The sequence below is a fragment of the Peribacillus sedimenti genome (assembly GCF_046237635.1).
In the GTDB taxonomy this organism is placed as follows: Bacteria; Bacillota; Bacilli; order Bacillales; family DSM-1321; genus Peribacillus; species Peribacillus sedimenti.
In genome coordinates this window covers 4,553,829-4,580,514 of record NZ_CP143547.1, presented here as the reverse complement: position 1 = coordinate 4,580,514, position 26,686 = coordinate 4,553,829, and the positions used below count along the sequence as shown (strand labels likewise).

Below are 26,686 nucleotides of genomic sequence, written 5' to 3'. Positions count from 1 at the left end.
TGGAACCATTTCGAATGGCGAAGGAGCAATGATATGGCGAAAAAATGGGCTCTGCCGCTGGCAGTTATTCTCTCCTTATCCACAGGAGCAGCTGGCGGTGTTTATTTTTCGGGAACAGAGAAAAACCCCCTGGGTGATTTTTTGGAGGAGCGGGAAGCAGGGTCTAAAACGGATCAGAGGGAATCGGAGCGTGCTGAAGGACATTTGGTGAAGGCAGAAGAGGCATATAATCTCATAATGAAGAAGTATGTGGAAAAGGTGGACAAAACGAAGCTGGAGGAAGGGGCCATCCAGGGGATGCTGTCCACGCTTAAGGACCCATACTCCGTTTATATGAACAAAGAAACGGCCAAGCAGTTTGGGGAAACGCTCGAATCCACCTTTCAGGGAATTGGTGCTGAAATTGGAATGGAAAATGGTAAAATCATCATCGTCTCTCCCTATAAAGACTCCCCGGCTGAAAAAGCAGGCCTTAAGCCAAAGGATGAATTGCTGAAGATTGATGGGAAAAGCGTTCAGGGGCGAAATTTATTTGAAACGAGATTAATGATCCGCGGAAAAAAAGGTACCAAGGTAAAGATGGAAATAAAGCGGCAGGGAGTTCCTGAGCCTATCACCTTAACTATTGTCAGAGATGAAATCCCGGTTGATACAGTGATATCTTCTATTAAAGAGTCCGCCGGAAGAGATATCGGCTATATGGAAGTTACGAGTTTTTCACAGGGAACGGCAGAAGAGTTTAAAAAGCAATTGAAAGAACTGGAGAACAAGGATATAGAAGGGCTGGTCATTGATGTACGCGGCAATCCTGGCGGGCTATTGGTAAGTGTAAACGAAATATTGGGATTGTTTATAACGAAGGATAAGCCATATATGAAGATTGAAGCGAGAAACGGCGAGTCACAAGCGTTTTTAACAGACTTGAAAAAGCCAAAGGAGTATCCGATAGCGGTGCTGACTGACAAGGGGAGTGCATCTGCCGCAGAAATACTTGCCGCTGCGATGAAGGAGGCTGGAGGCTATCCTACCATTGGTGAAAGGACCTTTGGCAAAGGGACAGTGCAGCAGCCGATTGAAATGGAGGATGGGAGCAGTATTAAACTGACCTTGTTTAAATGGCTCACCCCGGATGGCAATTGGATTCATAAAAAGGGGATAGCGCCGACCGTAGAGGTAAAGCAGCCGGATTATTTCAATTCCCATCCTCTGCAGGTAGATCAAACAATGAAGCGCGATATGGCTAACTCTCAAATCAAATATGCGCAGGGAATGTTAAAGGGTCTTGGCTTTGAGCCTGGACGGGAAGACGGTTATTTAGATTTGAAAACGGAGATTGCAATCAAGGCCTTCCAAAGAATAGAAGGGCTGCCCGTAACAGGGGAATTGAATAACAAAACGGCTGGAAGGCTGGAAGAGGCCATAATCAATAAAGTAAGGGATGAGGAAAATGACGTCCAGCTCCGTACTGCCCTGCTTTATATAACCAAATAACCACGACCCGGTGCATCGCTGGGTTTTTTCTGTTTTTCCGGACAGACCCTGTATGCATAACAGTGCTGTTTTGCTACAATAGGAGATAATTATATTACTAGTTTTGGATAGACAAGGGACGGTGAAGAGTTTTGGCTGAAGAATGGCTATATGCTTGTTTGAAAGGGTTGGGAGCGATATTTCTTCATCCGGTCTTTTATATATCTATTTTGCTTGCCATTGCAATCGGGATTCTGCGGGTGAAGCGGGAACGCCGTGACTTTCATATACGTATATATGATAGTATCCACGAGTTAAGATATTTATTGCCATTGGGAATCCTTTGGGGATTCATCTTGTCATTGATTACATTAGCTTCGGGCGTAGTGCTTCCGATGGCAGGAATGATCCTTATCGGCGCTGCTACATTCCTTCTGGCCCTAACGTTCAGGCTTAGGTTCCTGTCTCCGGCATATACGATTGGTCTAGCTTTCTTCGTGCTGTTTTTTGTGAACGGACGGAATATAGAGCTCCCATATGTTCAGGAGAGCTTTGATGCGCTGAAACAGCCAATCATCCCCGCCATGGCGATTTTATTGGGATTGATGCTGGTTGCGGAAGGCTTCCTGATCATAAGGAATGGCTCTAAGAAAGTTTCCCCTTCCTTGATTGTCTCAAAGCGGGGGCTGACGGTCGGCTCATATATTTCAAAAAGGGTTTGGCTGGTACCCGTGCTGACACTGGTACCTGGCGGGGACCTTCCTTCTCCATTTGCGTGGTGGCCGGTCTTTTCGCTGGGTGAAATTCATGTAACCCCTATACTTTTGCCGTTCTTGATCGGCTTTGCTCAGGAAGTGCGTGGCCGGCTGCCGATTGAAGCGATCAGTGCACATGGCCGCAAGGTGATTGTTTTAGGAATCGTCATCACTGCCATTGCGGCAGGCAGCCACTGGTATAACATTCTGGCCTTGGTGGCTGTAGTATTGGCCGTTCTTGGCAGAGAATTGATCCATTATTTCACAAGGCTTGGTGAAGAAAAAAGGCCATTTTATTTTTCAAGAAGCAAGTTGGGTGTCCGTATTCTTGGAGTCTTGCCCCAGAGCCCGGCGGATAAGATGGGGCTTATGATGGGTGAGGTCATCACAAAGGTAAACGGGATTGTTGTAAGGGATGAACTCGAATTGTATGAGGCGCTCCAGAAAAACAGGGCGCACTGCAAGCTTGAGGTAATCGGAAACAATGAACAGCTGCGCTTCGTGCAGAAGGCCCTTTACGAAGGTGAGCATCACGAACTGGGAATTCTATTTGTGGAAGGCATGAATAGACATAGAAACCGGGTGGGTTAACCTGCGCTTTTCGCCACAGTAATTAATTATGTCCTTTAAAATTTTTTAAAGGGCATTTTTATTTGTCTGCTCTGTAATTGTTTATTTGCTTAATAAATGATTTTTTTCTGTTATTATTTGGAATTTAGGTTTGTCTGAAAAATAAATGACGAATCTTGTTAATTTGTATATAGTAGTTTTGACGAAAGACTGAAATAAATAGATTCCTGACCGATATAATTATTTTGTGAATCGCAGGAACAATCGAGTTTGATTGCGGATTTACAAAAGTTCGAGACTGCAAGAATTTACGACAAGGAGTATGCAAACATGTTTACAGTTCCTCAATCTGATGTGTTTATTCTTCATGGCGAATATTCCATGCCCGTGGTAGTCTTATCGATTATCATCGCCTGCTGTGCATCTTATACCGCACTCTCCCTGAATGAACGGATTCAGCAAAATAGCTTCTTTCCCCGCTCTGTTTGGATTGGGCTCGCATCGCTTGCAATGGGCTTTGGCATCTGGTCGATGCATTTTATCGGTATGGGAGCCTTCATGCTTCCTGTAAGTATGAAATATGACCCGTTGTTGACCATATTTTCAGTAATCCCTGCTTTACTGGCATCCCACATTGCATTTTATATTGCCAATCGTCCAAAACGCTCCCTCACTGCCTATGTGATTGCAGGAACTGTTATGGGTCTGGGGATTGCCTCAATGCACTACATTGGTATGGAGGCAATGGAGATGGCGGTGGAGTATGCATACCGGCCATGGATCTTTATATTCTCTATCCTGATCGCGATAGCAGTGTCCTTTATAGCCCTTTATATTTTTGAAAAATTACAGCTTCATATGAATAATCGTTTCATTAAAATAATCACAGCCGCGTTGATGGGATTGGCTATTTCAAGCATGCATTATACCGGGATGGCTGCTGTGGTATTTTATCAGCAGGACGATGCTTCCGGGTTGAATCATGAGGTACATGAAATGGGAATCACGATTCTAATGGTTGCTGTGACTGTAGGAATTGTCATGCTCCTCGGCCTTTCCGGCTTATCGGGAATACTGGACAGATATGTAGACCATAGGCTGAACTTTTTTGATTCGTTGACCAAGCTTCCGAATAGAAGACAATTTGAAAAATCTATTGATATGTTTACCTCGGCAAAGAATGTGGCTGTCGTACATTTGCACGGATTAGAAAAGTGGAATAGCGGATTTGGATACGAATTCGGCGATCAGATTATACGGACAGTCAGCACTTTGCTGTTACAGCTAAAGCCTCCTTCATCGGAGATTTATCGAATTGAAGGGAATAGGTTTGCGCTTATTGGATATGAGAACCAGCCGGCAGCCGAAATCAAAACAACTCTGGAAAGGCTGTGCGCCATCCTTCGCCAGCCTCTGATCGTTCAAGAACAAAGCGTTCTTATAGACATGGTGGCCGTTGTATCCGCCAGGCACAACGGGGAAAATGCCAGCCAGCTATTTGCGAACGCCATTGCTGTGCTGCATCATCCTCTGACTGCCTACGAACATCAAGTTGTCGAGTACGATCCGAATGTGCATATCTATAATAGAGAGCAGCAATTAGTGAATGACATCGATCAAGCTATGGCAAATGATGAGCTTTACCTCGCTTATCAGCCAAAAGTATGTCCTTTCACACAAGATATCATGGGATTGGAAGCTTTGATACGCTGGAATCACCCAGTCCATGGGCCTTTATCGCCAGCCATGTTCATACCGGTGATGGAGGAAGGCGGCAAATTGTTCGACGTTACAGACTGGGTAATAGACAGGGTTTGTTTGCAAATTTCGGAATGGCAGAAAAAAGGCATGCCAGCGTGGCAAGTAGCGGTGAATATTCCTGGTCCTTATATTACTTCCTCCCGGTTGATTCGGGTTCTTAAGGATAGTGTTGCAAAACACGGCATAAAAGCGGACAATCTGGAGCTTGAAATGACCGAAACCAGTGTTGTGAGCAATATTGAAAACGCGATCCGTTCGGTCGGTGAGATTCGCAGACATGGTTTTTCGGTTGCGCTGGATGATTTCGGGACGGGGGTGTCTTCTCTGTCCTACCTGCAGCGATTGCCGATTTCCACATTAAAGATTGATAAATCCTTCGTGGATCGAGTACCTGACTCAGACAAGGATTCCGCGATTATAAAGGCCATCATCTCCTTGTGCCATACGCTTGGTTTTAAAATCGTGGTAGAAGGAGTCGAGAGTGCCGAGCAATGGGAGTTCTTAACACATATGCCTGAGCGCCCCGTAATCCAGGGCTACTACTTCGCAAAGCCTATGACAGCAGATGAATTAACCACCTGGTTCTCTGATAGTTATAATATGAGAAAACAATACGTGGAATAGCCGGGGGTCAGACCTTCTTCAGTTGGTTAAACAGTTACGAGGGTCAGACTCCCTTCAGTCAGTTAAAGCAGTAACCAAGGGTGATACCCCTTCCACACAGGGTGACCGCTCTTTTACAGATTCATTCAAGAGTGGAGAACATATGGTGCCACAGTTTTTGGTATGAGAAACTATGTCGAATCTTTTTGAATGAAAACAAAGGTTTTTTCTATATTTCTGCGGCCAGTCTCTCAACTGGTCGTTTTTTATGTTTGCTTTGTTCGTAAAAGGAAGGGGTGACCGTTCATATCGCATAACCGACAAAGAGGCGAGTCTGTCACCTCAATCGTGTCATAAAGGACAGGAACCAAACAGCGTGGTTTTGTTCATCAGCGGCTGCCCGCCGGAACATTTCTTTAATGCCTTGGGTTTCTGCACTTTCTGCCATATCTAAATAAAAATCCACGGTTTCCTGCTCATCTCTGAAAGCAAACTCCAGTCCAGGGCGATACGAATTTGGGCATTGCTCTGTTATTTGAGGCTGCGGCTGTCTGCCTGCAAGATTGGTATATAATTGGCTGAATTGCTGAAAGTGCCGTATTTCGTCCTGGCGTATTTCTTGAATCTGATTTCGCTCCGCTTGGTTTGTAGCCATGCGGGCCAATTTTTCATAGCAATTTATAACACTATACTCTCCGTTTATGGCTCTTTCAAGGTTCCTGATGAATTGGTTGCTCTGTCTGTATATATTCGGATAATAATCATAATAAGATGACACTTCAGTCCCTCCCCATATTTTCGCTATATTGTATGGGTGAATGCAGGATATGTGCAGAAATGTCCTCAATAATTTTATCTCTAGGTTTAATTGGTTATTTTATCTAAGAGTAGAGAGAGGTGCAGAGTAAGCGCGACCCGCTGAAGTAGGGCTCCTTTTTTACAGCAACTGAAAACTTCCTATAAATTAATGGATATTTTTCTGGAAGCGCATGAACACTAATAAGCAATAGGGAAAAACTTGTTAAGAGGAGCTGCAGGTCATGCCTGAATATGCTGATGTTGTGTTTCGGTCCTTTCTGTATATCGGTGTGTTATTTTTGTTTACAAAGCTGACAGGAAAAAAGCAGCTTTCTCAATTATCCTTTTTTGATTACGTTTCAGGCATTACGATTGGAAGCGTTGCCGGCGAGGTGATTATGGGATTGGAAAAACATTATTTTCACGGAGCAATAGCTATCGGGATTTTTTCATTGTTTACCCTGGCAGTTGATAGATTATCCTTAAAAAGTAAATGGATTGGAGATTTGGTGGAAGGAAGAGGTACGATTTTTATACAGGATGGGAAAATCCTTGAGGAGAATCTGAAAAAAGAAAATTATTCATTAAAAGAGCTGTCAGCTTTACTTAGAAAAAAGAATGTATTTAATCTGGCCGATGTTGAATTTGCTATTATGGAACCCCCGGGGGATTTGAGCGTATTGTTAAAAAGCGATAAACAACCATTGACCGCCAGTACCCTCGGTTTACAAACCAAGCCTGTCCAACGATATCATACCATCATATCCGATGGGAAATTGCTGCCGAACGCCCTGCCTGAGGCTGGGAAAGATCGGCACTGGCTGGATCAAAAGCTGAAAGAAATGCAGCTTTCCATCGAGGAGGTTTTCTATCTGCATATCAATACCGATGGAGAAATCGAGATTGATTTGTATGATGATAAGAAGAAACATCCGAAGCCTAAAAAGAGCTAAGGCAATCCCCTCGGGTTCAAGCGGACAGATATAATAAAGAGACGTGAATGCCACGTCTTTTTATTTTGCGTCTGTAATCATCAAAGAGCAGGGGGCCATTGCAACGGTTATTCCAGTTAAGGGTTGGATCTCCATCATTACAGGAATCATGATATACAGAAAGCGCGGTTTGTAAAATACAGGTCTCATCCCAATTTAACAAAAACCGTTTTGTAAAGTACAGGTCTCATCCCATTTTAACAATTACCCATATTGATGGGCTTGGCAAAGCCGCTACTAATCAGTATGCTTAGCATGCCGCTAAATGCTTGTTTACATATTTAGCTGGAAGGCTTTTTCTTGGCGTAATTCCCGGAAGATCTGGAAGACGCCCACTAAGTAAAAAAATGATATGGCAAGGGGAACGAGAGTGAATGCCTGATCAATGAAATAGGAACCCAGTATGAATGAAGAAACGCAGACACCCAATGTAACAGTAAGGTATGCCTTGCTTTTGTAAATCCAGAAATAAGGTATAAAGTGTGAGCCCCCCAGCAAGCCAATGGTGAATGGAATATATTCTGGAATATGCATATAAACGATGATGAATACAGGAATAAAAAATGCCTGTGGAGCAGCGACCAGACCGCCCAATGTTCCTAAGGGGTTATCGTTGGCCAATAGATCAATATTCATGATCTTACCTATTAAGAGCCCAAACGGAAATATCGCCATTAACCCGAAAATCCAGATTAAATGCACTGTTTTCATCGGAAAAACCATTGGAAGGAAGGTGAAAATAAAAAACACAATGGCACCGGAGAGCAGTATTGGATATCCTTTTTTTGCGGAAGAAATAATATCCGCATGCATGGCATCGAGTGAACCTTTCATTTTTATTCCCCCTTGAATTAGTTTTTGCTGTTTTGTTCCTCCTGCATTGTGAGCAGCAGGTTATGTACTGGCAGGAAATGAAAGAATGGTCTGCAGGATATGTGAAGACCAGATATTTCCATATTTTTAATATACAATGAATTAAGCGGCGACATCTCTTTTTTTAAAAATATAATAGGCGAAAAATTGAAACACTGCAAAATAAATCAGCAGCATGATGATGGAAAAAGGTAATGTCATTCCTTCGACCATCGGTGTTCCTTCAAAGTATTGAACGAGGTCTATGTTCGCAAAAAGAATGTATTTAGCCCAGGCAAATTTTGTGGCGAGCATACCGGTGAGCTGGGTTCCGGTGAACATAAGGAAAATCATAAGCCCGATTGCAAGAGAACTGTTTCTGAACACAGCCGAAATCATGAAGGCCATTGTTGCCAGCATCACCATGCTGACGGATTTCATGGCATAGAATAAAATCAGGTGGAAGGCCATGCTTTGCTCTGTAATCTTTCCATTAAAATAATTTAAGTAAGGTACGGCCTTCTCTGGAGTTCCGAATAAGATGACTCCTACCAAGGCAGAAAACACAAATACAATCGCAAGGAAGAGAAGGGCCACGATGATCACGGCGCTATATTTAGCCAAGAGGATTTTCCCTCTGCTGATGGGCCTGATCAGCACAAGCTTAATGGTTCCCCATTTGAATTCTGAAGATACAATGCCTGCTGCAATGATGATCGTGAATAGGCCGGCGAACTGTATCATATCAGAGGCATCGTCCACGAAGCCCCACAAGTTGTAATCATCATTAGGGGGTATATCATTTTCGAGCCGGTACTCCCGCAACTCAATTTCCTTCATTAGCTCCTGCTTTACATAGGCCGGTGCTCCATCTACTGCCTTCAATTGTTCATTGTATTCCTTTATTTCTGCTTTCACGGTTTGCTGCCAGTTCTCTTGCTTGGCATCCTGTTTACTTTCCTGATACTTAATGACTCCTCCCGCAATCCCCACTATCATCAGAAGCATGCCAATCATTACATATGTGCCCGGGCGTTTAAATATTTTCATTAACTCATTTCTGATCAGGTTAAGCATGAAGTGGTTCCCCCTTTTGCTCTGTTACTTCCAGGAAGCGGTCCTCCAGCGTTTTTACCGTTTCCTTGACACCATAAATTTGGATATTTGCTTGGACAAGGATCTTAATTACATCCGGAATTTCATCACGGGCAATTGTTATGGATATGCCGTCATGGTGCTTTTCAATAGGAATGTATGCATACTTATCCTGCAGAAGCTTGAGTGACTTCTGCTTCGGGTGGACTTCCAATACATAAGTTTTTTCAGTTTGCTGGACAAAATCGGTTACTAATTGTACATCCACCAGCTTCCCGTTTTGGATGATGCCAATGCGGTCACACATCATTTCCATTTCCGAAAGAAGATGGCTGGATACGATGACAGCCATGTTTTTTTCTCTGGCCAATACCTTTAGATGGTCCCTGATTTCCCTGATTCCAGCAGGGTCAAGTCCATTCGTCGGTTCATCCAGTATTAAAACCTCTGGATCATGCAGCAGGCACTGTGCCAGACCAAGGCGCTGTCTCATACCGAGCGAATATGTTTTCACTTTGTCATGTATCCTGTCTGTCAGTCCGACCAACTGAACAGCTTCATCTATTTTTTCTTTTGTAATGCCTTTTGACATGCGTGCAAAATGCCTTAGATTATCATACCCGCTTAAGAATTTGTACATTTCCGGGTTTTCGACAATTGCGCCTACATGGCTGACTGCTTTTTCAAAGTCCTTTTTAATACTGTAACCAGAAATTTTAATGTCGCCTGAAGTGATGCCGATCAAGCCTACCATCATCCTGATGGTGGTCGTCTTTCCAGCCCCATTGGGACCCAGGAAACCAAATACCTCCCCCTTATTCACCACGAAGCTGATCCCGTCAATGATTGTCTTACCATTAATCACTTTTGTCACATTCTGAATCTCTACTGCTCCAGTCATTTTGTATCTCCCTTCCTTTTACAATCCCATGCTTACTGAAATCTCAACAGCCGTTATGTATCGTCCTTTGTATCTACTAATCTACACACAAAAAGTCAATAAAATATGTGCCATTAGTCACTCGTTTGGTCATATTCTTTGTGACTTTTTGTTCAGGCTAAAATCCGAGGGATCTGACATGGTGCATTGCGTTAGGGAGCAAATCCTGAGTGTTGGATTAAAAAACATAGGGATCATAGCCCTGTACGTTAAGCTTAATTGTTAAAGAGCGGCTAGACCCCATATGTTACGTTAAATCATGAAAGGGAACCAGACCCGTACAGAGAGGCAAAACATTAAAGCGGTCTCTTTAAAAAAATTGAAAGGCAAGATTCCGGATGAAAAGTGGTAAGGGTTTATGTTAAAACAGAGGTAAGGAGCGGTGAGGAATGTATGATGGATTTAGAAGATCATATAATGTGGGAAGCAGTGAATTCATGTGATAGCAAATACGATGGCATTTTTTTTATGGCGTAAAGACAACAGGGATCTTTTGCAGGCCTTCTTGTAAATCTAAGGCCCCTCTCCGAAAAAATACCCTGTACTTTTCTGAATCAGCCATTGCGGTAGAGGAAGGATTCCGTCCTTGTAAACGTTGCAGGCCGGACCTAGTGGAAGCGCCAAATCATGATGCAATAGTTGAACGCATCCGGAAAAAGATCGAGGAAGAATATGGGGCTGCCCTTACGTTGGATATATTGGCGAAGGAAGTGGGAATGAGCAAATATCATTTGCATCGATTATTCAAAAAGAATACAGGCAGTACACCGCAGGAATATATTACGAATATAAGGATGCTGCATGCCGGCAATCTCATTAGAAACTCCAATACAAACATAACTGACATAGCATTCCTATCCGGCTATAGAAGTTCAGCCCACTTCTCAGAAATTTTTTATCAATATTTCGGGTGTACACCTACAGATTATAGAAAAAGAACAAGAGGAGACTATTCATGAAAAAGCAGGATATCGCAGCCCTCTTCGGTTTGGCTGCATTATGGGGAGCTTCCTTTTTATTTATACGGATTGCTTCCCCAGCTATAGGGCCCTTGCTTACGATTCAGGGACGTGTAACCATTGCCGCAATCGCATTATTAATTTACATGCTGATAATTAGGCATAAAACGCAATTCGGGCAGCGCTGGAAACAATATTTCATAATCGGCGCATTAAACGCTGCCATTCCATTTACACTGATTGCTACAGCGTCTCTCCATTTAAACTCATCTATGCTTGCAATCATTAATTCGATGACGCCGCTTTTTACGGCTCTTGTTGTGTGGGGGTGGACGAAGGAAAAATTAAGCTCTAAAAAATGGGCTGGAATTTTCCTTGGTATCACAGGAGTGATTATCCTCGTCGGATGGAGCCCCCTTCCATTTACACCAAAAGTGCTTATTGCTGTTATCTTTTCCATGCTTTCTACTGTTTCTTACGGTTTTGCTGCTGTTTATGCCAAAAAGAATTTTCATGGTACACCGGCATTATCCGTGGCGTTTGGGCAGCAAATGGGAGCAAGCTTATTGCTTATTCCGTTCACCATGTTCAATTTGCCGGATTCGAAAACTGTCTTTACACCTATGGTGATATTGTCTGTCGTCGGCGTAGCCATTCTATGTACCGCGATAGGCTATCTATTATATTTTTACTTAATCACAAGTGTAGGTCCCACAATAACATCCAGCGTCACATTCATGATCCCTTTGTTTGGCATTATATGGGGCGGTTTGTTTCTGAAGGAACAAATTACAATTGGGATGATTGTTGGTCTTTTTGTTATACTGAGCAGCATCTTCTTGATATCTGATCTGCAGACTGAACGCTTACGTAAAACAGCGACGTCAAAAGAATGAACTTTTCAATATTAGACCGTCCTTATTTCCAAAATGAAGTTTAAATGGCACAGAACTTTTATTGGTATGTTTGTCTTTGGATGGCATCCTTGTTTCACCAGGTGCCAGAATGAGAAGTAGTGTCTTTTAAATCATAGTTTAGAATATTGTCCCTATCGATGAACAAGCAAGCCATCAACTATAGTTAAATTTTAGTTTTGTATTTCCCTATTCTTGAAATTGGCAAGGTTTGTTATTATTTTATTACCAAAAAGTTTTTCGGAAAAAATTGCCTTTGCAAGAGAGGGGAGAATAACATGAAAAGTTTACATACTGAAAGGCTTGTTTTGCGGGGGTTGACCCTGGAGGACGCAGCGAGAGTGGAGGAGCTGGCAGGGGATTATCAAGTAGCAAGGACAACCCTTACCATTCCGCATCCCTATCCGGAAGGTTCCGCAAAAGATTTCATAACGAGCATTACCGCTGCGGCAGAACAAGGGAAGCTTGTCATATATGCAATCACAGAAAAAGAAACAGAAAACTTGATAGGCATCATAAATATTAGCCTGAATGAACCGAACCAACGGGGAGAATTAGCGTACTGGATTGGCAAACCTTACTGGGGAAAAGGCTATGGAACGGAAGCAGCCGAGCGTTTAATTCAGCTTGGCTTTGAAAACTTGAACCTGAATAAGATTTTCGCAGCGTCCTTTACCGATAATCCAGGATCCTGGAGGATTATGGAGAAGGTTGGAATGAAGCATGAAGGGACTCTTAGGCAGCATGTTGTAAAGTGGGGCGAGCCTATTGACCTTAGCTATTATTCTATTCTTAAGGAAGAGTATAACGCGTGAGACAGGGCGGGGAGGCGGTCCCCCGCTTTTTTTGCATGATCCGTACAAATTGCCGGTATTCCTCATTTTTGGAACAGTATGGCGTAGCGCCTGGTATGCGATTCGATCATAAATTTCACATATCGATCATGAATTCTGCATTTAGCGCATAAAACCACAAATTCGCTCATAAAATCCGGATTTCGAACATAAATCTCCGAATATCGCTCATAAGCAAATGCTAGTCTGTAAATTTTATATTCTCTTTATAAAAACCATTCATAGAATTGATGTTTTTACCCGGCATTTCAGTTTTTTAAACTTTCTAAGCCGATATTGTGCCAAGGAAACACAAAAAAACGCTTTGATTGTACCTTTCATATTTCCGATGTAACCCTGAATTAAAATCAGTCCATAAACTTTGCCATATAGTATTCATCGACATATTGTCCATCAACAATCAAAGAGTGTTTTTTCGTCCCCTCTATTTCAAATCCTATTTTTTTATACAGGTGGATGGCGGGAGCATTATGGGTCATGACAGTCAGCTCCAGCCTATGGATTTTCTGCAGCCTGGCCCATTCCTCCAGTTCCTTGAACAGTGCCGTTCCAATGCCTTTTCCGGTAAACTCCTGAAGGATTCCAATCACAATATACGCGCTGTGCCTCAGCCTATTGAAGGGTTCTCTTAGAGCCGTAATATACCCAATCAGTTTATCTTCGTGCTCACACACCAAAATGACGAATCGGCCGTTTAAAAGGAGTGTTTCTATGTCCTGTCTTTGTGAATCAGGAGTGGCAGTACGTTCATTGGGCTCAAGCATCATGAATGCGGACTCTTGATCAAGTGTTTTACATAAAGAAAGAAAACTCTCTGCATCGGATATAGTGATTTTTCTGATCAGCATGGAATGCCTCCAATTTATTTGATTTGGCAGCTTTCAAAAGTCACACAAAAAATATATTAAAAACAGGGACCCAGTTTAGCCCCTGTTTGTTATGCAGTCTACTGCGTCTCCGTTTCAATTTTCGCAAATCGATTCCTGTTGGCCATCGCAAACAGTGCTGAGGCACAGAGCAGTCCGGCCGCAATGAGAAAGGAAAATCTTACATTAAAAAGGTCAGTAATATAACCAAACATCAGGGAGGATAGGCCAAATACGACTGATATAAGAGCGCTTTGGGCCGAATATACTTTTGGCAGCTGCTGAACTGTTACGCTCTTTTGCAGGGCGGTTTGCATGGAAATGATCTTCAGCTGTTCCATCACTCCGTAGATGGCGCAAATGGCTAGCGCCAGCCATGGTGTTGAAATAAGCCCGAAGGCCAGAGTCATTGCGCTGATTCCAAAGGATGAGATGATGATCACATTGCTGAGTTTTGTATCGATCCAGCTGCTGTTTTTCATTCCGATAAATCCTCCGGCAATAAGGCCGAGGAAGTAGCTGGAATTGATGTATCCCCACCAGGTCTTATCCATATGAAGTACTTCCTGTACATAAATATAGAGAATGGCGGCAATCCATACTGCATTTGCAATGTATTCAATCGTGAAAATGGTATGCAGGGAGCGGAGTGAAGATCTTGTCCAGATTAGAATCCAGCCTTCTTTCACAGCCTCCCATTTCGGCTGAGAGTCCCCGGTGGAAGTTTCTAATTCCATAGGATCATGGATTAGATACATGCAAACCGTGGCGGCCAAATACAGGAAAAGCGAAATCAACAAAACATTCCCTTCATTTATACTGGCAACCAGGATCCCTCCGACTGCCCATGAACCCAATTGGGTAGTCTGGTCTGCAATGGATACAAGGCTGTTTGCCTTCACCAGTTCCTCACGTTGTACAAGCCGGGGGAGCATCGCGTTCCTTGCCGGAGCAGCCCAGCCGTCTAAAAATGAAATGAAACATACCAGCGTAAATATAAGATAATTGGATAAGTGGGAAGAATTCCAGACGACCATCACAAATAAAATCCCGAGCAGGAAGGTTTTACCCAGCTGGGAATGTGCCAGCAAGGCTTTTAAGCGGTATTTATCAACTAAAATTGGTGCAAGCAGACCGCTGACAAATTTAGCGGCCGTTACTACAAATGGAATCATGGCCACGACCATCGCTGAGCCTGATTGACTGTAAACAATGGACACCAAAGCTACTGTATAGAGAATATCGGCACAGTTGGCTGCTGCCTGGCCTGTCCAGAGAAAGGTAAACGATTTATTTTTCACGGTTTCTACCCCTTTTTGATTATTCAGTTAACGTATGGCGGGCAGAAACTGACATATTTTCGGCTCCCTTATATCAAATCAATGCACATTCATTTTAAGTAAAATTATGCCAACAGTCTATACAAATTTTGATACACAGCTTCATTAAAATGTTATCAGGTTTTGAGACTTTATATCGTAATTATAGAGGAGTATGCAGGAAGGCAGCCTTGTGGCAGGCTCGCCGTAATGGAAACTAAGGCAAACGATAATTATATTGACCGGTTGAAGCAGAAAATAGGATAATAGTGGTAAAAGGGAAATCCGAAGCAGTCCTTAAAAAATCTAATGAACAATAAAGCCGGTGATGAATTATGAAGACTTACGTTGGCAATGGAAGCTGGAATTGGAGGGATACCTTTATTTTTTTCCTCCGGACTATATGGATCATCTTTTTTACGGTAGGGGTTATCATTGAGAATCCTGGAGCTCACACTGCGTTGCTGATTGTTTGGTTTGCAGGTGTGTACGTGGTTCCAAGTCTTTTCTACCGGCCAGGCTACAAGCAAATTCCTTTATATTTGGCTGCAGAAGGCTTGTTAAGCGGCAGTCTTTTTCTATTTTTATTGCTGCAGTCTGATTTGAATGGTTTAGCGAGTTTTCTATACGTACCAGTTATTACAATCGCCTTTGTTTGCCAGCAAAAACCATTCCTATGGATTGGACCTATCATATGTGCTGCCATGTTCATTACAGGTACATTGCCAGGATATGAAATCTTGACTAAAAGGGCTGGCAGTGCCCTTGTCGATACGTATATCTTATATATATTGGGCTTTGCATTTGGCAGATACTCCGTGTTGAATCAAAAAAGCAAGCAGCTAATCAAACAAATTCATCATAAAAACGAAACATTGCAGCAATATGCCAGTAAAATTGAGGAATTGACAATCATCGAGGAGAGGAACCGGGTTTCCCGGGAAATACATGACAAGGTCGGTCATATTTTTACAGCTGTCATTACGAGTCTGGATGCCTTGCCATATCAGATACGGCGAAATGAAGGCGAAGCAGAGAGGACAATAAAGGAAATGTCAGAGCTTGCAAGAAAAGGGCTCGATGATGTGCGGAAAACCATTCATAACATGTCACCAGCCTCTCATTCTGACTGTCTGTCTAAATTGTGCCTTACTATAGTCGGTGATTTTAATGATTACCCCGGCTTGCGTGTCGATTTCGTGATAAAGGGGACGGAAATCGACGTGGCGGAAAGAATCAAGTATACCCTTGTCCGCTGCCTGCAGGAATCATTGACTGCGGCAATTAGATATGGAAAGGCAAGCTTGATTTCAGTGAAGTTGTCTTTTGTGGATTCGGTCGCGCTCCAAATAATTGATGACGGCCAGTACTCTGTGGAACATGAGCTTCTGCCAGCCTATGTGACATTAAAAGAACGGTTATCATCCATTGGAGGGGAATTCAGGGTACAGCCCCATTCAGAAGGAGGAACCCAAGTAATATGCTCTGTCCAAGCAGGGGCAGAGGCGCTTGTAAAATCAAACGAATTCCAAACAATGCAAGCAGAGGTGAGCAGTGGTGTTTGATACATGGGACCTAGTCGATAAAGTGACGTGTGATGAACGGATGTCAGACATGGATGGATTTTTGGAGGAATTGTCAGTTGAAGCAGAAGAGCTCTTATCAAAGATACCTCTTTTAGCCGACAGTCAAAACTACGGAACTAACGACATAGAAGAACTGATATTAATGAGCCAGGAAGTATATGTGAATTGGTATCAAGCCATGGAGGTACTTGTATGCTTCCAGTCGATCAATCATGAAGCGGAGAGCCTATCGCGCTGGTTTGATAAGCTGAACCAGGCAGCGGCGAAATATGAAACCTGTGCTTTAAAAATTGACGAACTCCTGGCCTCTTTAACCGGGGGACAAGAAGAACAGCTATACTCAGGAAGACTGGAACCGATAAAGGATGTTTTAAAATTAAGGTTGAAAGCATTTGCTGCATCTGGAAATGCTGTCGTAGAGAGAGCGTTTAAGCAGGTAGAAGATACCGGCTTGCACGCTTGGGGAGACCTGTATTTAAAGATGGTCAGGAAAATGAAGCTATCTATGCCGGATGGAGAGGATCCGGTCAATATTCCAATCGGACAGGCGAGCAGTATGGTCTATTATGGTGAAGACCGGAGTAAACGTTTGGTGCTTTTTGACACGTGGAAAAAGGCTTGGAGCGAGGAAGCGGAGATCTTCGCTGAATCGATCAATAATATTGCTGCGTTTAGGCTCCGCGTATACGAGAATCGACAAGAACAAACCATCCTTCAAAATAGCCTTTTCCAAAACAGGATGTCCGAAGAGTCACTTGAGGTCATGTGGAGTACCATAAAGGAAAACCGGAAGCCGTTGCTGGATTATTTGAAGAGGAAACAACAGCTATGGAAAGCAGACTCCTTGAGCTGGGCTGACCAATTTGCACCTCTGTCCATAAAAAATAATAGCTCCCAAATTGTGTTTCCTGATGCGATCCATTTTATTTCAAAGCAGCTGAAAGTGTTTGACCAGGAAATCGCTGAGTTTGTTATACAGACAGCTGAGAATCGGTGGATTGATGCGAAGATTTCAAAAGACAAGCCGGCTGGTGCTTTTTGTGCCTCTTTTCCTTTATGGGAGCAGCCTCGAATCATGATGAGCTATAGTAATGATCTGCAAAGTGCCGGCGTTCTCGCACACGAGCTGGGACATGCCTATCATTATCATTTAATGTATGGGCTCCCGATTTTTTTACAGGATGTACCTCCGTCGATTGCTGAAATTTCTTCCACCCTGTTCGAAACCATCTTCATGGAAGGAGCAATCCGGCACAGTGGTTCTGTCGGGGAAAAAATTAGGTTATTGGATAACCAGCTGATCAGGGATATCGGATTGCTGCTAAATAGCTTTGTCCGTTTTTCCTTCGAGATGAAGTTTTATGAAAAAAGAAAAAAGGGAGCATTAAGTGTTCAACAGCTGAACGACCTGATGGAAGCGGAACAAAAGGATATTTTCAATGATCTTTTTGATACATATGAGCCGGCTTTTTGGGCTTCGCTGCGCCATTTCTATATGACAAGGAAACCGTTTGTTCATTATCCCTATACTGTCGCGCACTTAGTAAGTACGGGCATTTATGCACAAATTAAGCAGCAAGCAAATCGAGGGGATATACTGAGAGAAATATTAACGGATTCTTCACGGTTAACCATCGAGGAAATAGGGAAAAAGCATCTGCAGCTAGACCTGCAGGAGCCAAAATTTTGGCAGGCATCCGTTGCAAACCTTCATGGAAATGTACACGAATTTCTAAGACTAACGGCGGATTTAGTGTGATTTGAACGAAAATCATCCCATCCGGCTATAACGGACCAGATGGGATTTCTGTAGATTAGTATAAAAAATCAGTTACTCTACAGGTACTGGTTTATTTCTTAAAGGAATTGCAAAGGTAAGTTCGGTACCATATGTGACTGAAGAATGGATGTCCAATGAACCGCCGATTACGGTTATTCTGTCCATCATGGTACGAAGGCCAAAACCAGTGACAAGATGATCGGTACCTGTACCATTATCCTTAATCCTCATCAAGAGGTTATGCCTGCCAAAAGTAAGAGCAACTTTTATTGCGCTGGCTTGCCCATGCCTTTTTGCATTTGTGAGCGATTCCTGCATGCACCTCATTAAAGTTTCTTTCAGCTCTTCGGAAACCGTGTGTTCAACACCGTCAATTTCGACCTCTACCTGTGTTCCTGTGTGCTTCATAAAATCATTGGAGATATCCTGCAGACAATCTGCCAGGGAATTTTCCTCCTTGTCCGGAGACAGCTGATGGATTGTGTTCCTTACATCATCAAGCCCCTGCCTGGCCAGAAGGGAAATTTCTTTCACGTACCGTTCAGCTTCCTGTTTGTCCGCTTTCATGACATATGGCAGGGCATCCAGGCTGGTAATGACCGAGGTGAATACATGGCCCACAGTATCATGCAAATCCTGGGAAACACGATGCCTTTCCTCGTTAATGGTAAGCTCCTCTATTCTTTTCGAATATTGCTCCAGTGTCCTATTTTTTTCTTCGATGGATTGGATCAGCAGTTTTTTTCGGTGATTCATCAAAGTTACCTTACCTAATGAAAAACCAAATATATAAAAGAGGGCAACATTGATCAAACGTTCTATAATCGAAGCCATGCCCATAGAAGCATCCCCTGCAAGGGCACCAGATATAAAGATCAAAGTCCAGGCGACTGGTCCTATCCAAATAAAGGGGGCGGTCTGGCATACATATGCTATGGTCATTAGCGGAAAGAAAAGCAGGTCATAGACGGCAGTGTCCTGAAAATGATGGTTTAGAAAGACGAACAGACTTCCGGTGAGTACAGTTTCAGCGGCGAGATAGCCATGGATTCTCATATATCCAGGCCGGTTAAATATATAAGGCACTAAGTATACGGATAAGAAAAAGATCACTAACCAGACGTTTGGTTTTTCTGAATAACTCTTTAGAACCCAACTGGAATGATATAAAATCCACAAGGTCCTTACAAAAAATAAAAAGGTATCCAGCCAATTCCAGCTTCGTTGTTGTGAGAGTCCTCCCATAATTACCGCCTTCTTCCAAACTATTCTACTTCTATTATCTTATTCTTAAATTCATATGGTCAATAAGGTTTTAATCAAACTTTTGCATGACATGTTTTTTTATTTTCACGCAGAATCATCAAAATTTTAATTTTAGGCTGTATCAAGGTTGTTCAATGCTGATTTTTATAAATAAGTTGGTTGGAGCAGGAGGCGCAAAGACTCCAGTGGGAGTACGGCACAGGGAAGACCCCACAGGCGCATTTAGCGCCGAGGAGGCTCCCCGTACCGCCCGCGGAAAGCGAAGCGCTTGGAGCAGAAATCAACAACCAAGTTTAACACAGGCTAATTTTAAAAAAGATGTGACCCGGAAGTGGCTATAAGTCACTTATGCTTATTACTTTCCATCTGTAAATTTAAGCTATAAACAATCAAACATATAAGCAGTTATGAGGCGGTCGGCGCTTGCCTCACGACGGGAAAAGGAAGGGATTAATAATGAAGAAGATTTTAAGTTTGTTCTTTACAGGTCTTGTTGTTGTGCTTGCTGGTTGTTCTGTGGAATTAGATACCTCTTCTGCCGATTCAAAGGGAGAAAAACTCGCAGGCCGGGCTGAGGTGATGGAAACCAAAATCAATCACACCACCGACATCTTGGAAAAATGGATGGATGAAGAAAAGCTCACAAAACGGCACCAGGAGCGGCTTGTCTCGGAGCTGGATGATACACTGGCCGCAATGAATGTTTTCTTAGATTCCGAAACACCGGTCTTATTGAAAAAAGTCCAGGACTTTGCCAACGAAGAATTGGAAGAGAGGAAAAACATTATAAAGGATGTACAAAATAAAGCGGAAAAAGGGCTCGCCACAAAGGCCGATTTACAAACTGTCATAGACACATTGGATGACGACGTTAACATTAACCTGCTTGATTAGTATGGTCATATTTAAGGATAGCCGATTAGGGCTATTCTTTTTTCTTTGCTAAGTAAAACCTGCATTTCTTTTGCAGCATAGAGGTAAACGGTCTTTATGTCTAAATCCTTTTGTGAACACCAAATATTTTATTGACCGTCCTGATTGAACGGTAGGATAATAGTAATGGAATATTATAGAAGAAGTACAGCATGCGTGTATCTGCTTTTTAGAACAAGGGGGCAAAAAAATGATCCGGACGATTATTGTGGAAGACCAGGAGTTAATCCGCAAGAGCTTGATGATTGTATTGGAGAGTAAAGCAGAGATCAAGGTAATAGGGCTTGCTGAAAATGGACAGGAAGCAATCAGGCTTTGCGAAAATGAGGTTCCCGATGTGATCCTGATGGATATTCAAATGCCAGTAATGGATGGGGTTCAGGCAACAAAAATAATCAAGGAAAGATGGCCGGAGACTAAGGTGATCATCCTTACCACCTTCCAGGATATCACGCATGTGAAGAATGCATTAAATGCCGGTGCTGAGGGATATATTTTAAAAGCTGTCGATCCGCAGTTTTTAATAAGGGGCATTGAACTGGTCCATCATGGTGGTTCCCTGGTGCCGCAGGAGTTTGCAAGGGAGGTCTTCCAAAACATATCTGCCGATCCTAAATACCCTGGAACGAAGGAAAACCAGGAATCGCCTGACAATCCCTATAACCTGAACCAGCAGGAGCTGAGGGTGCTCAAGTATCTGGCTCAGGGCCTGCAAAATAAAGCGATAGCAGAAATTATGTTCCTATCTTTGGGAACTGTCAAAAACTATATTTCTGTTATCTATTCAAAACTGGATGTTAAAAACAGATCCTCTGCGATTACGAAGGCTATGGAAGAGAGTCTTGTACCAAAAAAGTAAAAACAATAACGGTTCGATAAAAGGCTGGTTTCTGTCAGCCTTTTTTATGTATGCCTCTGTAAACGTTACTTCATTTTTCAAGGTTGCTTATGGAGGATTAGGCCGCATTCGGGAGAATTGGCCAATGCGTTTTCCCCGGGGCTATTCATGACTTATTTTTATCCGTTTGTCACTAAGGCATATGACTTTTTCATCCTAAACTGAATGTAAAGGAGTATATGGCCGCCTGCATTAGGCTTTTCGTTTGATATGGCGGCATAAGCCATAAGAGGGGGTAAAGGGTTCCCGGAACATTCGGCGCCCTATAGGACGGGGAGGATGTCATGGTGCATGCAGGGATTTTGATTGTTGAAGATCAAGAGCTTATGAGAAAAGGGTTGAAAATTGTCCTGGAAAGCAATCCGGCGTTTCAAATAGTTGGAATGGCCAGGAATGGGCTGGAGGGAATCATGCTGTGTGAGAAGCTAAAGCCTGATTTAATTTTAATGGACATACACATGCCCATTATGAATGGCATAGATGCGACAAAGAGCATCAAGCAGCTTTATCCCGATCGCAAAATTCTTATCCTCTCTACCTTTAAAAACGAAATGACAATGACTGAAGCTATGGCCGCAGGAGCAGATGGGTATGTTCTAAAAGCGACGGATCCAGCTCTTTTATTGAAAGGAGTTGATTGTGTCTTGCAGGAAGGATCCGTTCTGTCTGTCTGTTTAGCAAGAATAATCATCGAAAAATTCCCAAGACGGGTATTGGGTGATAGGGAGTATGAGATTGCATGGAATGCTTCAAAAGGAGTGTCTATTGAGGAAACTTCTAAGATAATGAATCTTCATCCTTATCAGGTAAAGTTCTATCAATCTTGTTTGTTCTCAAGATTTAAGCAGGAGTATGTAAGGTGAGAATACGGAAAGCATGGTGGAATTGATGTTAAAACGGAGAACGCCTTTAATAAATAAAAAGAATTCCGTTTCAGAACTTAAACATCTGGAACTTGGAGGTGTGAAACAGTGGATTTCCATACGGGGGCAAGATAGGAGTTTGCCGGTTTTACTGTTTCTGCATGGCGGGCCTGGAACTGCCGCATGATCTAACTGTGCCTGCACAAATAACCAATGCTTTTTACGATTCTCTGAAAATGAAGGACAAAAAATGGATCTGGTTTGAAAAATCAGCCCACTCTCTGCTTTTTGAAGAAAATGAAAAATTCACAGAGCTTGTAATCCAGACACAAAATGAATTGGGATCTAACCAATAATAAGGTTTCAAATGAATATCTTCCTGAGTGACCAAGGTCCCTACATGGGCCTTTTTGTTATGGACTAGTTTTTTTACAATTCATCGAATATACGATAAAGCGTATAAGAAAGATATATTACGGTAACATTTACCTATGATATATACCGAGGGCCAGCTAGAAACCAGGATAATATTGTGGAGAAAATGTAAGCGATTATCATAAAAGTTTGTCGAATTTTGAATCTTTAGAAGAAAAAATGTATTGAAAAAGAGGGTACCTTACATTAAAATAAACTTACTGGTCATTTTATTATAAAATTCTAATAATTTTTCAAAATAATAAAGTCAGATAGAGATACATAAAAACTTACTGGTCAGTTTCTAAGGAGAAAGGCCTGGTTATAAGTAAGGGGGGCACTATGTAATGGCAAAAAAGGTTCTTGAAATTCAGAATCTTACAACAAAGTTTCGAATACAGGATGAATACCATGCAGCAGTTGATAATGTCTCATTCACAGTGAATGAGAACGAAATCGTTGCCGTAGTGGGGGAGTCGGGATGCGGTAAAAGTGCACTGGCCCTATCTATTATGCAATTACACAATAATCAGAGGACGAAATTCGAGGGTGCCATCAATTATAAAGGGAACAACCTGGTTGCCATGAACGAGTCACAAATGAACAAGGTAAGGGGCAAGGAGCTGGGCATGATCTTCCAGGAGCCACTAACCGCCCTGAATCCTTTGATGACTGTAGGGAAACAAATTGAGGAAAACCTCGATTACCATACCGAGTTAAACAGAAATCAGAAAAAGGCCCGGACACTTGAACTGCTTGCACAGGTGGGTATTCCTTACCCTGAGCGCACCTATAAGCAATATCCGCATGAGCTGTCCGGTGGGATGAGGCAAAGGGTCATGATCTCGATTGCCATAGCATGCAATCCATCTGTCGTTATTGCCGATGAACCAACAACGGCTTTGGACGTGACCATTCAGGCCCAAATTTTGGACCTGCTGAAGGAAATCCAGAAGAAAACCCAGATGGGTATCATTTTAATCACACATGACCTCAGTGTCGTCGCTGAAGTGGCGGACCGAATAGTCGTCATGTACGCCGGCCAGGTAGTGGAAATGGGTACTGTTCGTGAGATTTTCAATAATCCTCAACATCCTTATACCCGTTCCCTGCTGAATTCAATCCCGTCTGCGACAAGTGAGCAGGAACGCCTCCATGTCATCCAGGGTGTGGTGCCATCGATTGCGAAGATGCCGCGCCAGGGCTGTCGCTTTAAAGACAGAATCTCTTGGATTCCTGAACATGCGCACGAAGAGTCTCCAGAACTGCATGAGGTTGCCGCAGATCACTGGGTACGCTGCACCTGCTATCAGCACTTTTATTTTGAAGGTGAAAAAGGAGAAGAGATGAAACATGAGCTTGCTCACAGTTAATGATTTAAAAGTATACTTCCCCATCAAGGGCGGTTTATTTAGAAGAGTAGTAGACAATGTCCGCGCGGTGGACGGCGTATCGTTTGAGCTTCGCGAAGGCGAGACCTACGGACTGGTGGGTGAGTCCGGAAGCGGGAAGTCCACGACCGGGAAAGCGATCATGAGGCTGAATAAAATTACGTCCGGGCAAGTGCTTTTTGGCGGACAGGATATCGCCAGGCTTAGCAGAAGCCAGGTCAAGCCTCTCCGCAAGGATATCCAGATGATCTTCCAGGATCCCTATTCCTCCTTGAACCCAAAGAAAAGGGTGCTCGACATCATCGCAGAGCCCCTGCGCAATTTTGAGCGGATGTCAGCGGGCGAAGAGAAAAAGGTCGTTCAGAATTTTCTTGACAAGGTAGGCCTGAATCCTGAATCGATCTACAAATACCCGCACGAGTTTTCCGGCGGGCAGAGGCAGCGGATCGGGATTGCACGCGCCCTCACGCTGAAGCCCAAGCTGATCATCGCCGATGAGCCGGTTTCCGCGCTCGATGTGTCGGTACAGGCACAGGTGCTGAACTTCCTTCAAGACCTTCAGCAGGAATTCAACCTGACCTATCTGTTCGTCGGCCATGACCTGGGCGTCATCCGGCATATGTGCGACCGCATGGGCGTCATGTACCGCGGCCGCCTGGTGGAGGAAGGAACGAGCGATGAGATTTACGAAAATCCGCAGCATATCTATACGAAGCGGCTGATCGCTGCAATTCCTGATATCAAGCCTGAGGTCCGTGAGGAAAAGGCCCTTATGAGGCGGGGAGTAAAAGAAGAGTATGAACGTTCCTTCTCCCAATACTTCGATGAAACCGGAAGGGCTTTTGATTTAAGGCCGATTTCCGAAACACATAGAGTGGCATTGCCATAGGAGGGGAAGTATAATGTGGAAATTTATTGTAAGACGCTTTTTGGTCATGATTCCCCAGTTGTTCATCTTAAGTATCCTTGTGTTCCTGCTTGCGAAGGCCATGCCGGGCGATGCCCTGACTGGAGCTGCGATGGATCCCAATGCGAGTCCTGAGCGGATAGCTGAGCTAAGAGAACAAATGGGTCTTAATGATCCTGTACATGAGCAATATATCCGATGGATTTCCAATGTCCTGAAGGGTGACTGGGGAGACTCATATGTACAAAAGATTGCCGTGTCGGACGTGATCGGCGAAAAGATCTGGAACACGGTGTTCCTGGCGCTTGGAATTTTGATCGTCAGTTACCTGATTGCGATTCCGCTCGGGATTGTCAGCGGCCGCTGGAACGATTCACTCGCGGATAAGGCAATCACCGGCTATAACTATCTGGGCTTTGCCACACCGCTGTTCATCTTCGCGCTGATCGTACTGTTCATCTTCGGGTTTAAGCTTGATCTGTTCCCGGTGGGGGGAAGCGTCGATCCAAAGGTGGACAATGGCACGTTTGCATATGTACTGAGCAAGATCAATCACCTGGTGCTGCCGGTGATGAGCGGTGCATTGATCCAGACCGTGTTCACGGTGCAGTATTTGCGAAGCGAGATCATCGATACCAAGATCAAGGACTTCGTCCGCACGGCCAGGTCAAAGGGGATACCTGAATCAAAGGTTTACAGCAGGCACGTCCTGAGGAACTCCTTCCTGCCGATTGCAGCATTCCTTGGATACGAAATTACCGGGTTGATCGGCGGATCGATCTTTCTTGAGACGATTTACAGCTATCCGGGAATCGGGCAGCTCTTCCTGTCTTCGATCCAGCTGCGGGACTTCAGTGTGGTCAATGCGCTGATCATGATGACCAGCTTTGCCACCCTGGTTGGGACTCTTCTTTCGGACATTATATTGAGTGCGGTTGATCCGCGCATACGGATTGAATAGGAAGAGGGTGAGGAAAAAATGGAATTAAAAGCAGAACAGCAACAGACGAGTCCGGTTAACACACAGGAAGTGGGTCCATCTCCATCCGGCCTCAAAACGATTTGGAGAGAGTTTAAAAAAGACAAACTTGCGCTCGGCTCATTGATATTTCTTGCCCTGATTCTCGTAGGAGTATATGGCTCCGCTTTATTCATGGACCAGGCTGCCATTACGAAGGTTGACTTTCTATCCATTTACCTGCCGCCTTCAGCCGATTACTGGCTGGGTACAGATTACGGCGGCCGCGATGTCTTTGGACAATTGATCATCGGAACACGAAATTCCTTTACCATCAGCCTAGCAATCACTGCACTTACTGCACTTATTGGATTAACCGTGGGTCTTGTAGCTGGTTATTTTGGCGGAGCGGTGGATAACATCCTGATGAGGATTATCGATTTCATCATCATTCTACCATCCTTGATGCTGATCATCGTGTTCGTAACGATTGTTCCTAAATTCAATGTTTTAGCTTTTATTTTGATTATGTCGGCGTTCCTTTGGACAGGTAAAGCAAGGCTGATCCGTTCCAAGGTGCTGGCAGAGAGGGAATTGGACTATGTCCATGCCTCGCAGACGCTTGGCACCCCGCATTGGAAGATCATTCTGTACCAGGTCCTGCCTAATGTAAGTTCACTCATTATCGTGAACTTTACATTGAACCTGGCAGGGAATTTGGGGATTGAATCCGGGCTGACATTCCTGGGCTTCGGCCTTCCGGAAAGCACGCCGAGTCTTGGTACGCTTGTCAGCTATGCGACAAACCCGGATGTTCTTCAAAACAAATGGTGGATTTGGTTACCTGCATCGGTCATGATTCTCATGCTGATGCTTAGTATAAATTTTATCGGTGAAGCGCTAAAACGTTCGGCCGATGCTAGACAAAGAAGAGGATAATAA

General features: G+C 43.6%; 23 protein-coding genes and 1 pseudogene. 17 read left to right on the top strand and 7 right to left on the bottom strand.

All coding sequences use genetic code 11. The features are described 5' to 3' along the window. Nucleotides 1-33: 33 nt before the first annotated feature. The 3 genes from V1500_RS22510 to V1500_RS22500 all read left to right on the top strand — a co-directional run bounded on the left by V1500_RS22510 (nucleotide 34) and on the right by V1500_RS22500 (nucleotide 5,180). Entirely contained in the window at nucleotides 34-1,491 is a 1,458-nt protein-coding gene (locus V1500_RS22510) for a S41 family peptidase (protein WP_409302788.1), read from the top strand. A gap of 131 nt (nucleotides 1,492-1,622) precedes the next feature. Next, on the top strand, nucleotides 1,623-2,816 hold the full coding sequence (locus V1500_RS22505; protein ID WP_409302786.1) for a PDZ domain-containing protein: 1,194 nt from the start codon (nucleotides 1,623-1,625) through the stop codon (nucleotides 2,814-2,816). A 309-nt stretch (nucleotides 2,817-3,125) separates the two neighbouring features. Beyond that, nucleotides 3,126-5,180 (top strand): putative bifunctional diguanylate cyclase/phosphodiesterase, encoded by a 2,055-nt coding sequence (locus V1500_RS22500; protein WP_409302784.1) that lies wholly within the window; start codon nucleotides 3,126-3,128, stop codon nucleotides 5,178-5,180. Between the two features lie 316 nt (nucleotides 5,181-5,496). On the opposite strand, the gene V1500_RS22495 is transcribed toward V1500_RS22500, so the two are convergent. Then, nucleotides 5,497-5,937, bottom strand: coding sequence for a ferritin family protein (locus V1500_RS22495; RefSeq protein ID WP_409302783.1), 441 nt, complete (start codon nucleotides 5,935-5,937; stop codon nucleotides 5,497-5,499). A gap of 262 nt (nucleotides 5,938-6,199) precedes the next feature. Here V1500_RS22495 and V1500_RS22490 point away from each other — a divergent pair, with 262 nt between their 5' ends. Beyond that, nucleotides 6,200-6,910 carry a DUF421 domain-containing protein gene (locus V1500_RS22490; RefSeq protein WP_409302781.1) on the top strand — a complete coding sequence of 237 codons (711 nt, stop codon included), beginning with the start codon at nucleotides 6,200-6,202 and terminating at the stop codon, nucleotides 6,908-6,910. A 312-nt stretch (nucleotides 6,911-7,222) separates the two neighbouring features. On the opposite strand, the gene V1500_RS22485 is transcribed toward V1500_RS22490, so the two are convergent. From V1500_RS22485 to V1500_RS22475, 3 genes are all read right to left on the bottom strand, one after another. After that, entirely contained in the window at nucleotides 7,223-7,783 is a 561-nt protein-coding gene (locus V1500_RS22485) for a DUF7010 family protein (protein WP_409302779.1), read from the bottom strand. Nucleotides 7,784-7,924: 141 nt separating this feature from the next. Further along, nucleotides 7,925-8,878 (bottom strand): ABC transporter permease subunit, encoded by a 954-nt coding sequence (locus V1500_RS22480; RefSeq protein ID WP_409302777.1) that lies wholly within the window; start codon nucleotides 8,876-8,878, stop codon nucleotides 7,925-7,927. Continuing rightward, complete coding sequence (locus V1500_RS22475) at nucleotides 8,871-9,797, bottom strand: ABC transporter ATP-binding protein (protein ID WP_409302775.1); 927 nt, start codon at nucleotides 9,795-9,797, stop codon at nucleotides 8,871-8,873. The genes V1500_RS22480 and V1500_RS22475 overlap by 8 nt, the downstream gene beginning before the upstream one ends. Nucleotides 9,798-10,285: 488 nt before the next feature. On the opposite strand from V1500_RS22475, the pseudogene V1500_RS22470 reads away from it, so the two are divergent. The 4 genes and pseudogenes from V1500_RS22470 to V1500_RS22455 form a co-directional block, all read left to right on the top strand. Then, nucleotides 10,286-10,384 (top strand): annotated as a pseudogene (locus V1500_RS22470) (Ada metal-binding domain-containing protein); the annotation flags it as partial. Between the two features lie 63 nt (nucleotides 10,385-10,447). After that, nucleotides 10,448-10,795, top strand: coding sequence for a helix-turn-helix domain-containing protein (locus V1500_RS22465; RefSeq protein WP_409302773.1), 348 nt, complete (start codon nucleotides 10,448-10,450; stop codon nucleotides 10,793-10,795). Further along, the gene (locus tag V1500_RS22460) at nucleotides 10,792-11,691 is read left to right on the top strand and encodes a DMT family transporter (RefSeq protein ID WP_409302771.1); all 900 of its coding nucleotides are present in this window, start codon (nucleotides 10,792-10,794) and stop codon (nucleotides 11,689-11,691) included. The genes V1500_RS22465 and V1500_RS22460 overlap by 4 nt, the downstream gene beginning before the upstream one ends. Nucleotides 11,692-11,987: 296 nt before the next feature. Continuing rightward, nucleotides 11,988-12,524 carry a GNAT family N-acetyltransferase gene (locus V1500_RS22455; protein WP_409302770.1) on the top strand — a complete coding sequence of 179 codons (537 nt, stop codon included), beginning with the start codon at nucleotides 11,988-11,990 and terminating at the stop codon, nucleotides 12,522-12,524. 386 nt (nucleotides 12,525-12,910) lie between these two features. On the opposite strand, the gene V1500_RS22450 is transcribed toward V1500_RS22455, so the two are convergent. Continuing rightward, the gene (locus tag V1500_RS22450) at nucleotides 12,911-13,411 is read right to left on the bottom strand and encodes a GNAT family N-acetyltransferase (RefSeq protein ID WP_409302768.1); all 501 of its coding nucleotides are present in this window, start codon (nucleotides 13,409-13,411) and stop codon (nucleotides 12,911-12,913) included. Between the two features lie 98 nt (nucleotides 13,412-13,509). Continuing rightward, nucleotides 13,510-14,730, bottom strand: a complete 1,221-nt coding sequence (locus tag V1500_RS22445) for an MFS transporter (RefSeq protein ID WP_409302766.1) — start codon at nucleotides 14,728-14,730, stop codon at nucleotides 13,510-13,512. Nucleotides 14,731-15,083: 353 nt separating this feature from the next. Between V1500_RS22445 and V1500_RS22440 the strand changes: the two genes are divergently transcribed. Both V1500_RS22440 and V1500_RS22435 read left to right on the top strand, forming a co-directional pair. Beyond that, complete coding sequence (locus V1500_RS22440) at nucleotides 15,084-16,313, top strand: sensor histidine kinase (RefSeq protein ID WP_409302764.1); 1,230 nt, start codon at nucleotides 15,084-15,086, stop codon at nucleotides 16,311-16,313. Next, nucleotides 16,306-18,093 carry a M3 family metallopeptidase gene (locus tag V1500_RS22435; RefSeq protein ID WP_409302762.1) on the top strand — a complete coding sequence of 596 codons (1,788 nt, stop codon included), beginning with the start codon at nucleotides 16,306-16,308 and terminating at the stop codon, nucleotides 18,091-18,093. Before V1500_RS22440 ends, V1500_RS22435 begins: the two co-directional genes overlap by 8 nt. Nucleotides 18,094-18,165: 72 nt before the next feature. Here V1500_RS22435 and V1500_RS22430 read toward each other — a convergent pair whose 3' ends face one another. Further along, entirely contained in the window at nucleotides 18,166-19,359 is a 1,194-nt protein-coding gene (locus tag V1500_RS22430; RefSeq protein WP_409302761.1) for a sensor histidine kinase, read from the bottom strand. A gap of 477 nt (nucleotides 19,360-19,836) precedes the next feature. Between V1500_RS22430 and V1500_RS22425 the strand changes: the two genes are divergently transcribed. The 7 genes from V1500_RS22425 to V1500_RS22395 all read left to right on the top strand — a co-directional run bounded on the left by V1500_RS22425 (nucleotide 19,837) and on the right by V1500_RS22395 (nucleotide 26,683). After that, entirely contained in the window at nucleotides 19,837-20,274 is a 438-nt protein-coding gene (locus V1500_RS22425) for a lipoprotein (protein ID WP_409302759.1), read from the top strand. Nucleotides 20,275-20,503: 229 nt separating this feature from the next. Continuing rightward, entirely contained in the window at nucleotides 20,504-21,172 is a 669-nt protein-coding gene (locus tag V1500_RS22420) for a response regulator (protein WP_409302758.1), read from the top strand. Between the two features lie 323 nt (nucleotides 21,173-21,495). After that, nucleotides 21,496-22,074: a response regulator transcription factor gene (locus V1500_RS22415; RefSeq protein WP_409302757.1), complete on the top strand. Its 579-nt coding sequence runs from the start codon at nucleotides 21,496-21,498 to the stop codon at nucleotides 22,072-22,074. A 761-nt stretch (nucleotides 22,075-22,835) separates the two neighbouring features. Further along, the gene (locus V1500_RS22410; RefSeq protein WP_409302755.1) at nucleotides 22,836-23,861 is read left to right on the top strand and encodes an ABC transporter ATP-binding protein; all 1,026 of its coding nucleotides are present in this window, start codon (nucleotides 22,836-22,838) and stop codon (nucleotides 23,859-23,861) included. Next, entirely contained in the window at nucleotides 23,842-24,768 is a 927-nt protein-coding gene (locus V1500_RS22405) for an ABC transporter ATP-binding protein (protein ID WP_409302753.1), read from the top strand. Before V1500_RS22410 ends, V1500_RS22405 begins: the two co-directional genes overlap by 20 nt. 13 nt (nucleotides 24,769-24,781) lie before the next feature. Further along, nucleotides 24,782-25,747 (top strand): oligopeptide ABC transporter permease, encoded by a 966-nt coding sequence (opp4B, locus tag V1500_RS22400; protein ID WP_409302751.1) that lies wholly within the window; start codon nucleotides 24,782-24,784, stop codon nucleotides 25,745-25,747. Nucleotides 25,748-25,765: 18 nt separating this feature from the next. Next, nucleotides 25,766-26,683: an ABC transporter permease gene (locus V1500_RS22395; RefSeq protein ID WP_409302750.1), complete on the top strand. Its 918-nt coding sequence runs from the start codon at nucleotides 25,766-25,768 to the stop codon at nucleotides 26,681-26,683. Nucleotides 26,684-26,686 lie beyond the last annotated feature (3 nt).

What these genes read in the sequence shown, in the direction of transcription:
- V1500_RS22475 (WP_409302775.1), bottom strand. Translation starts at nt 9,797, where the DNA reads ATGACTGGAGCAGTAGAGATTCAGAATGTGACAAAAGTGATTAATGGT.
- V1500_RS22420 (WP_409302758.1), top strand. Translation starts at nt 20,504, where the DNA reads ATGATCCGGACGATTATTGTGGAAGACCAGGAGTTAATCCGCAAGAGC.
- V1500_RS22425 (WP_409302759.1), top strand. Translation starts at nt 19,837, where the DNA reads ATGAAGAAGATTTTAAGTTTGTTCTTTACAGGTCTTGTTGTTGTGCTT.
- V1500_RS22450 (WP_409302768.1), bottom strand. Translation starts at nt 13,411, where the DNA reads ATGCTGATCAGAAAAATCACTATATCCGATGCAGAGAGTTTTCTTTCT.
- V1500_RS22490 (WP_409302781.1), top strand. Translation starts at nt 6,200, where the DNA reads ATGCCTGAATATGCTGATGTTGTGTTTCGGTCCTTTCTGTATATCGGT.
- V1500_RS22430 (WP_409302761.1), bottom strand. Translation starts at nt 19,359, where the DNA reads ATGGGAGGACTCTCACAACAACGAAGCTGGAATTGGCTGGATACCTTT.
- V1500_RS22455 (WP_409302770.1), top strand. Translation starts at nt 11,988, where the DNA reads ATGAAAAGTTTACATACTGAAAGGCTTGTTTTGCGGGGGTTGACCCTG.
- V1500_RS22440 (WP_409302764.1), top strand. Translation starts at nt 15,084, where the DNA reads ATGAAGACTTACGTTGGCAATGGAAGCTGGAATTGGAGGGATACCTTT.
- V1500_RS22410 (WP_409302755.1), top strand. Translation starts at nt 22,836, where the DNA reads ATGGCAAAAAAGGTTCTTGAAATTCAGAATCTTACAACAAAGTTTCGA.
- V1500_RS22485 (WP_409302779.1), bottom strand. Translation starts at nt 7,783, where the DNA reads ATGAAAGGTTCACTCGATGCCATGCATGCGGATATTATTTCTTCCGCA.
- V1500_RS22510 (WP_409302788.1), top strand. Translation starts at nt 34, where the DNA reads ATGGCGAAAAAATGGGCTCTGCCGCTGGCAGTTATTCTCTCCTTATCC.
- opp4B (WP_409302751.1), top strand. Translation starts at nt 24,782, where the DNA reads ATGTGGAAATTTATTGTAAGACGCTTTTTGGTCATGATTCCCCAGTTG.
- V1500_RS22405 (WP_409302753.1), top strand. Translation starts at nt 23,842, where the DNA reads ATGAGCTTGCTCACAGTTAATGATTTAAAAGTATACTTCCCCATCAAG.
- V1500_RS22480 (WP_409302777.1), bottom strand. Translation starts at nt 8,878, where the DNA reads ATGCTTAACCTGATCAGAAATGAGTTAATGAAAATATTTAAACGCCCG.
- V1500_RS22395 (WP_409302750.1), top strand. Translation starts at nt 25,766, where the DNA reads ATGGAATTAAAAGCAGAACAGCAACAGACGAGTCCGGTTAACACACAG.
- V1500_RS22415 (WP_409302757.1), top strand. Translation starts at nt 21,496, where the DNA reads ATGGTGCATGCAGGGATTTTGATTGTTGAAGATCAAGAGCTTATGAGA.
- V1500_RS22500 (WP_409302784.1), top strand. Translation starts at nt 3,126, where the DNA reads ATGTTTACAGTTCCTCAATCTGATGTGTTTATTCTTCATGGCGAATAT.
- V1500_RS22460 (WP_409302771.1), top strand. Translation starts at nt 10,792, where the DNA reads ATGAAAAAGCAGGATATCGCAGCCCTCTTCGGTTTGGCTGCATTATGG.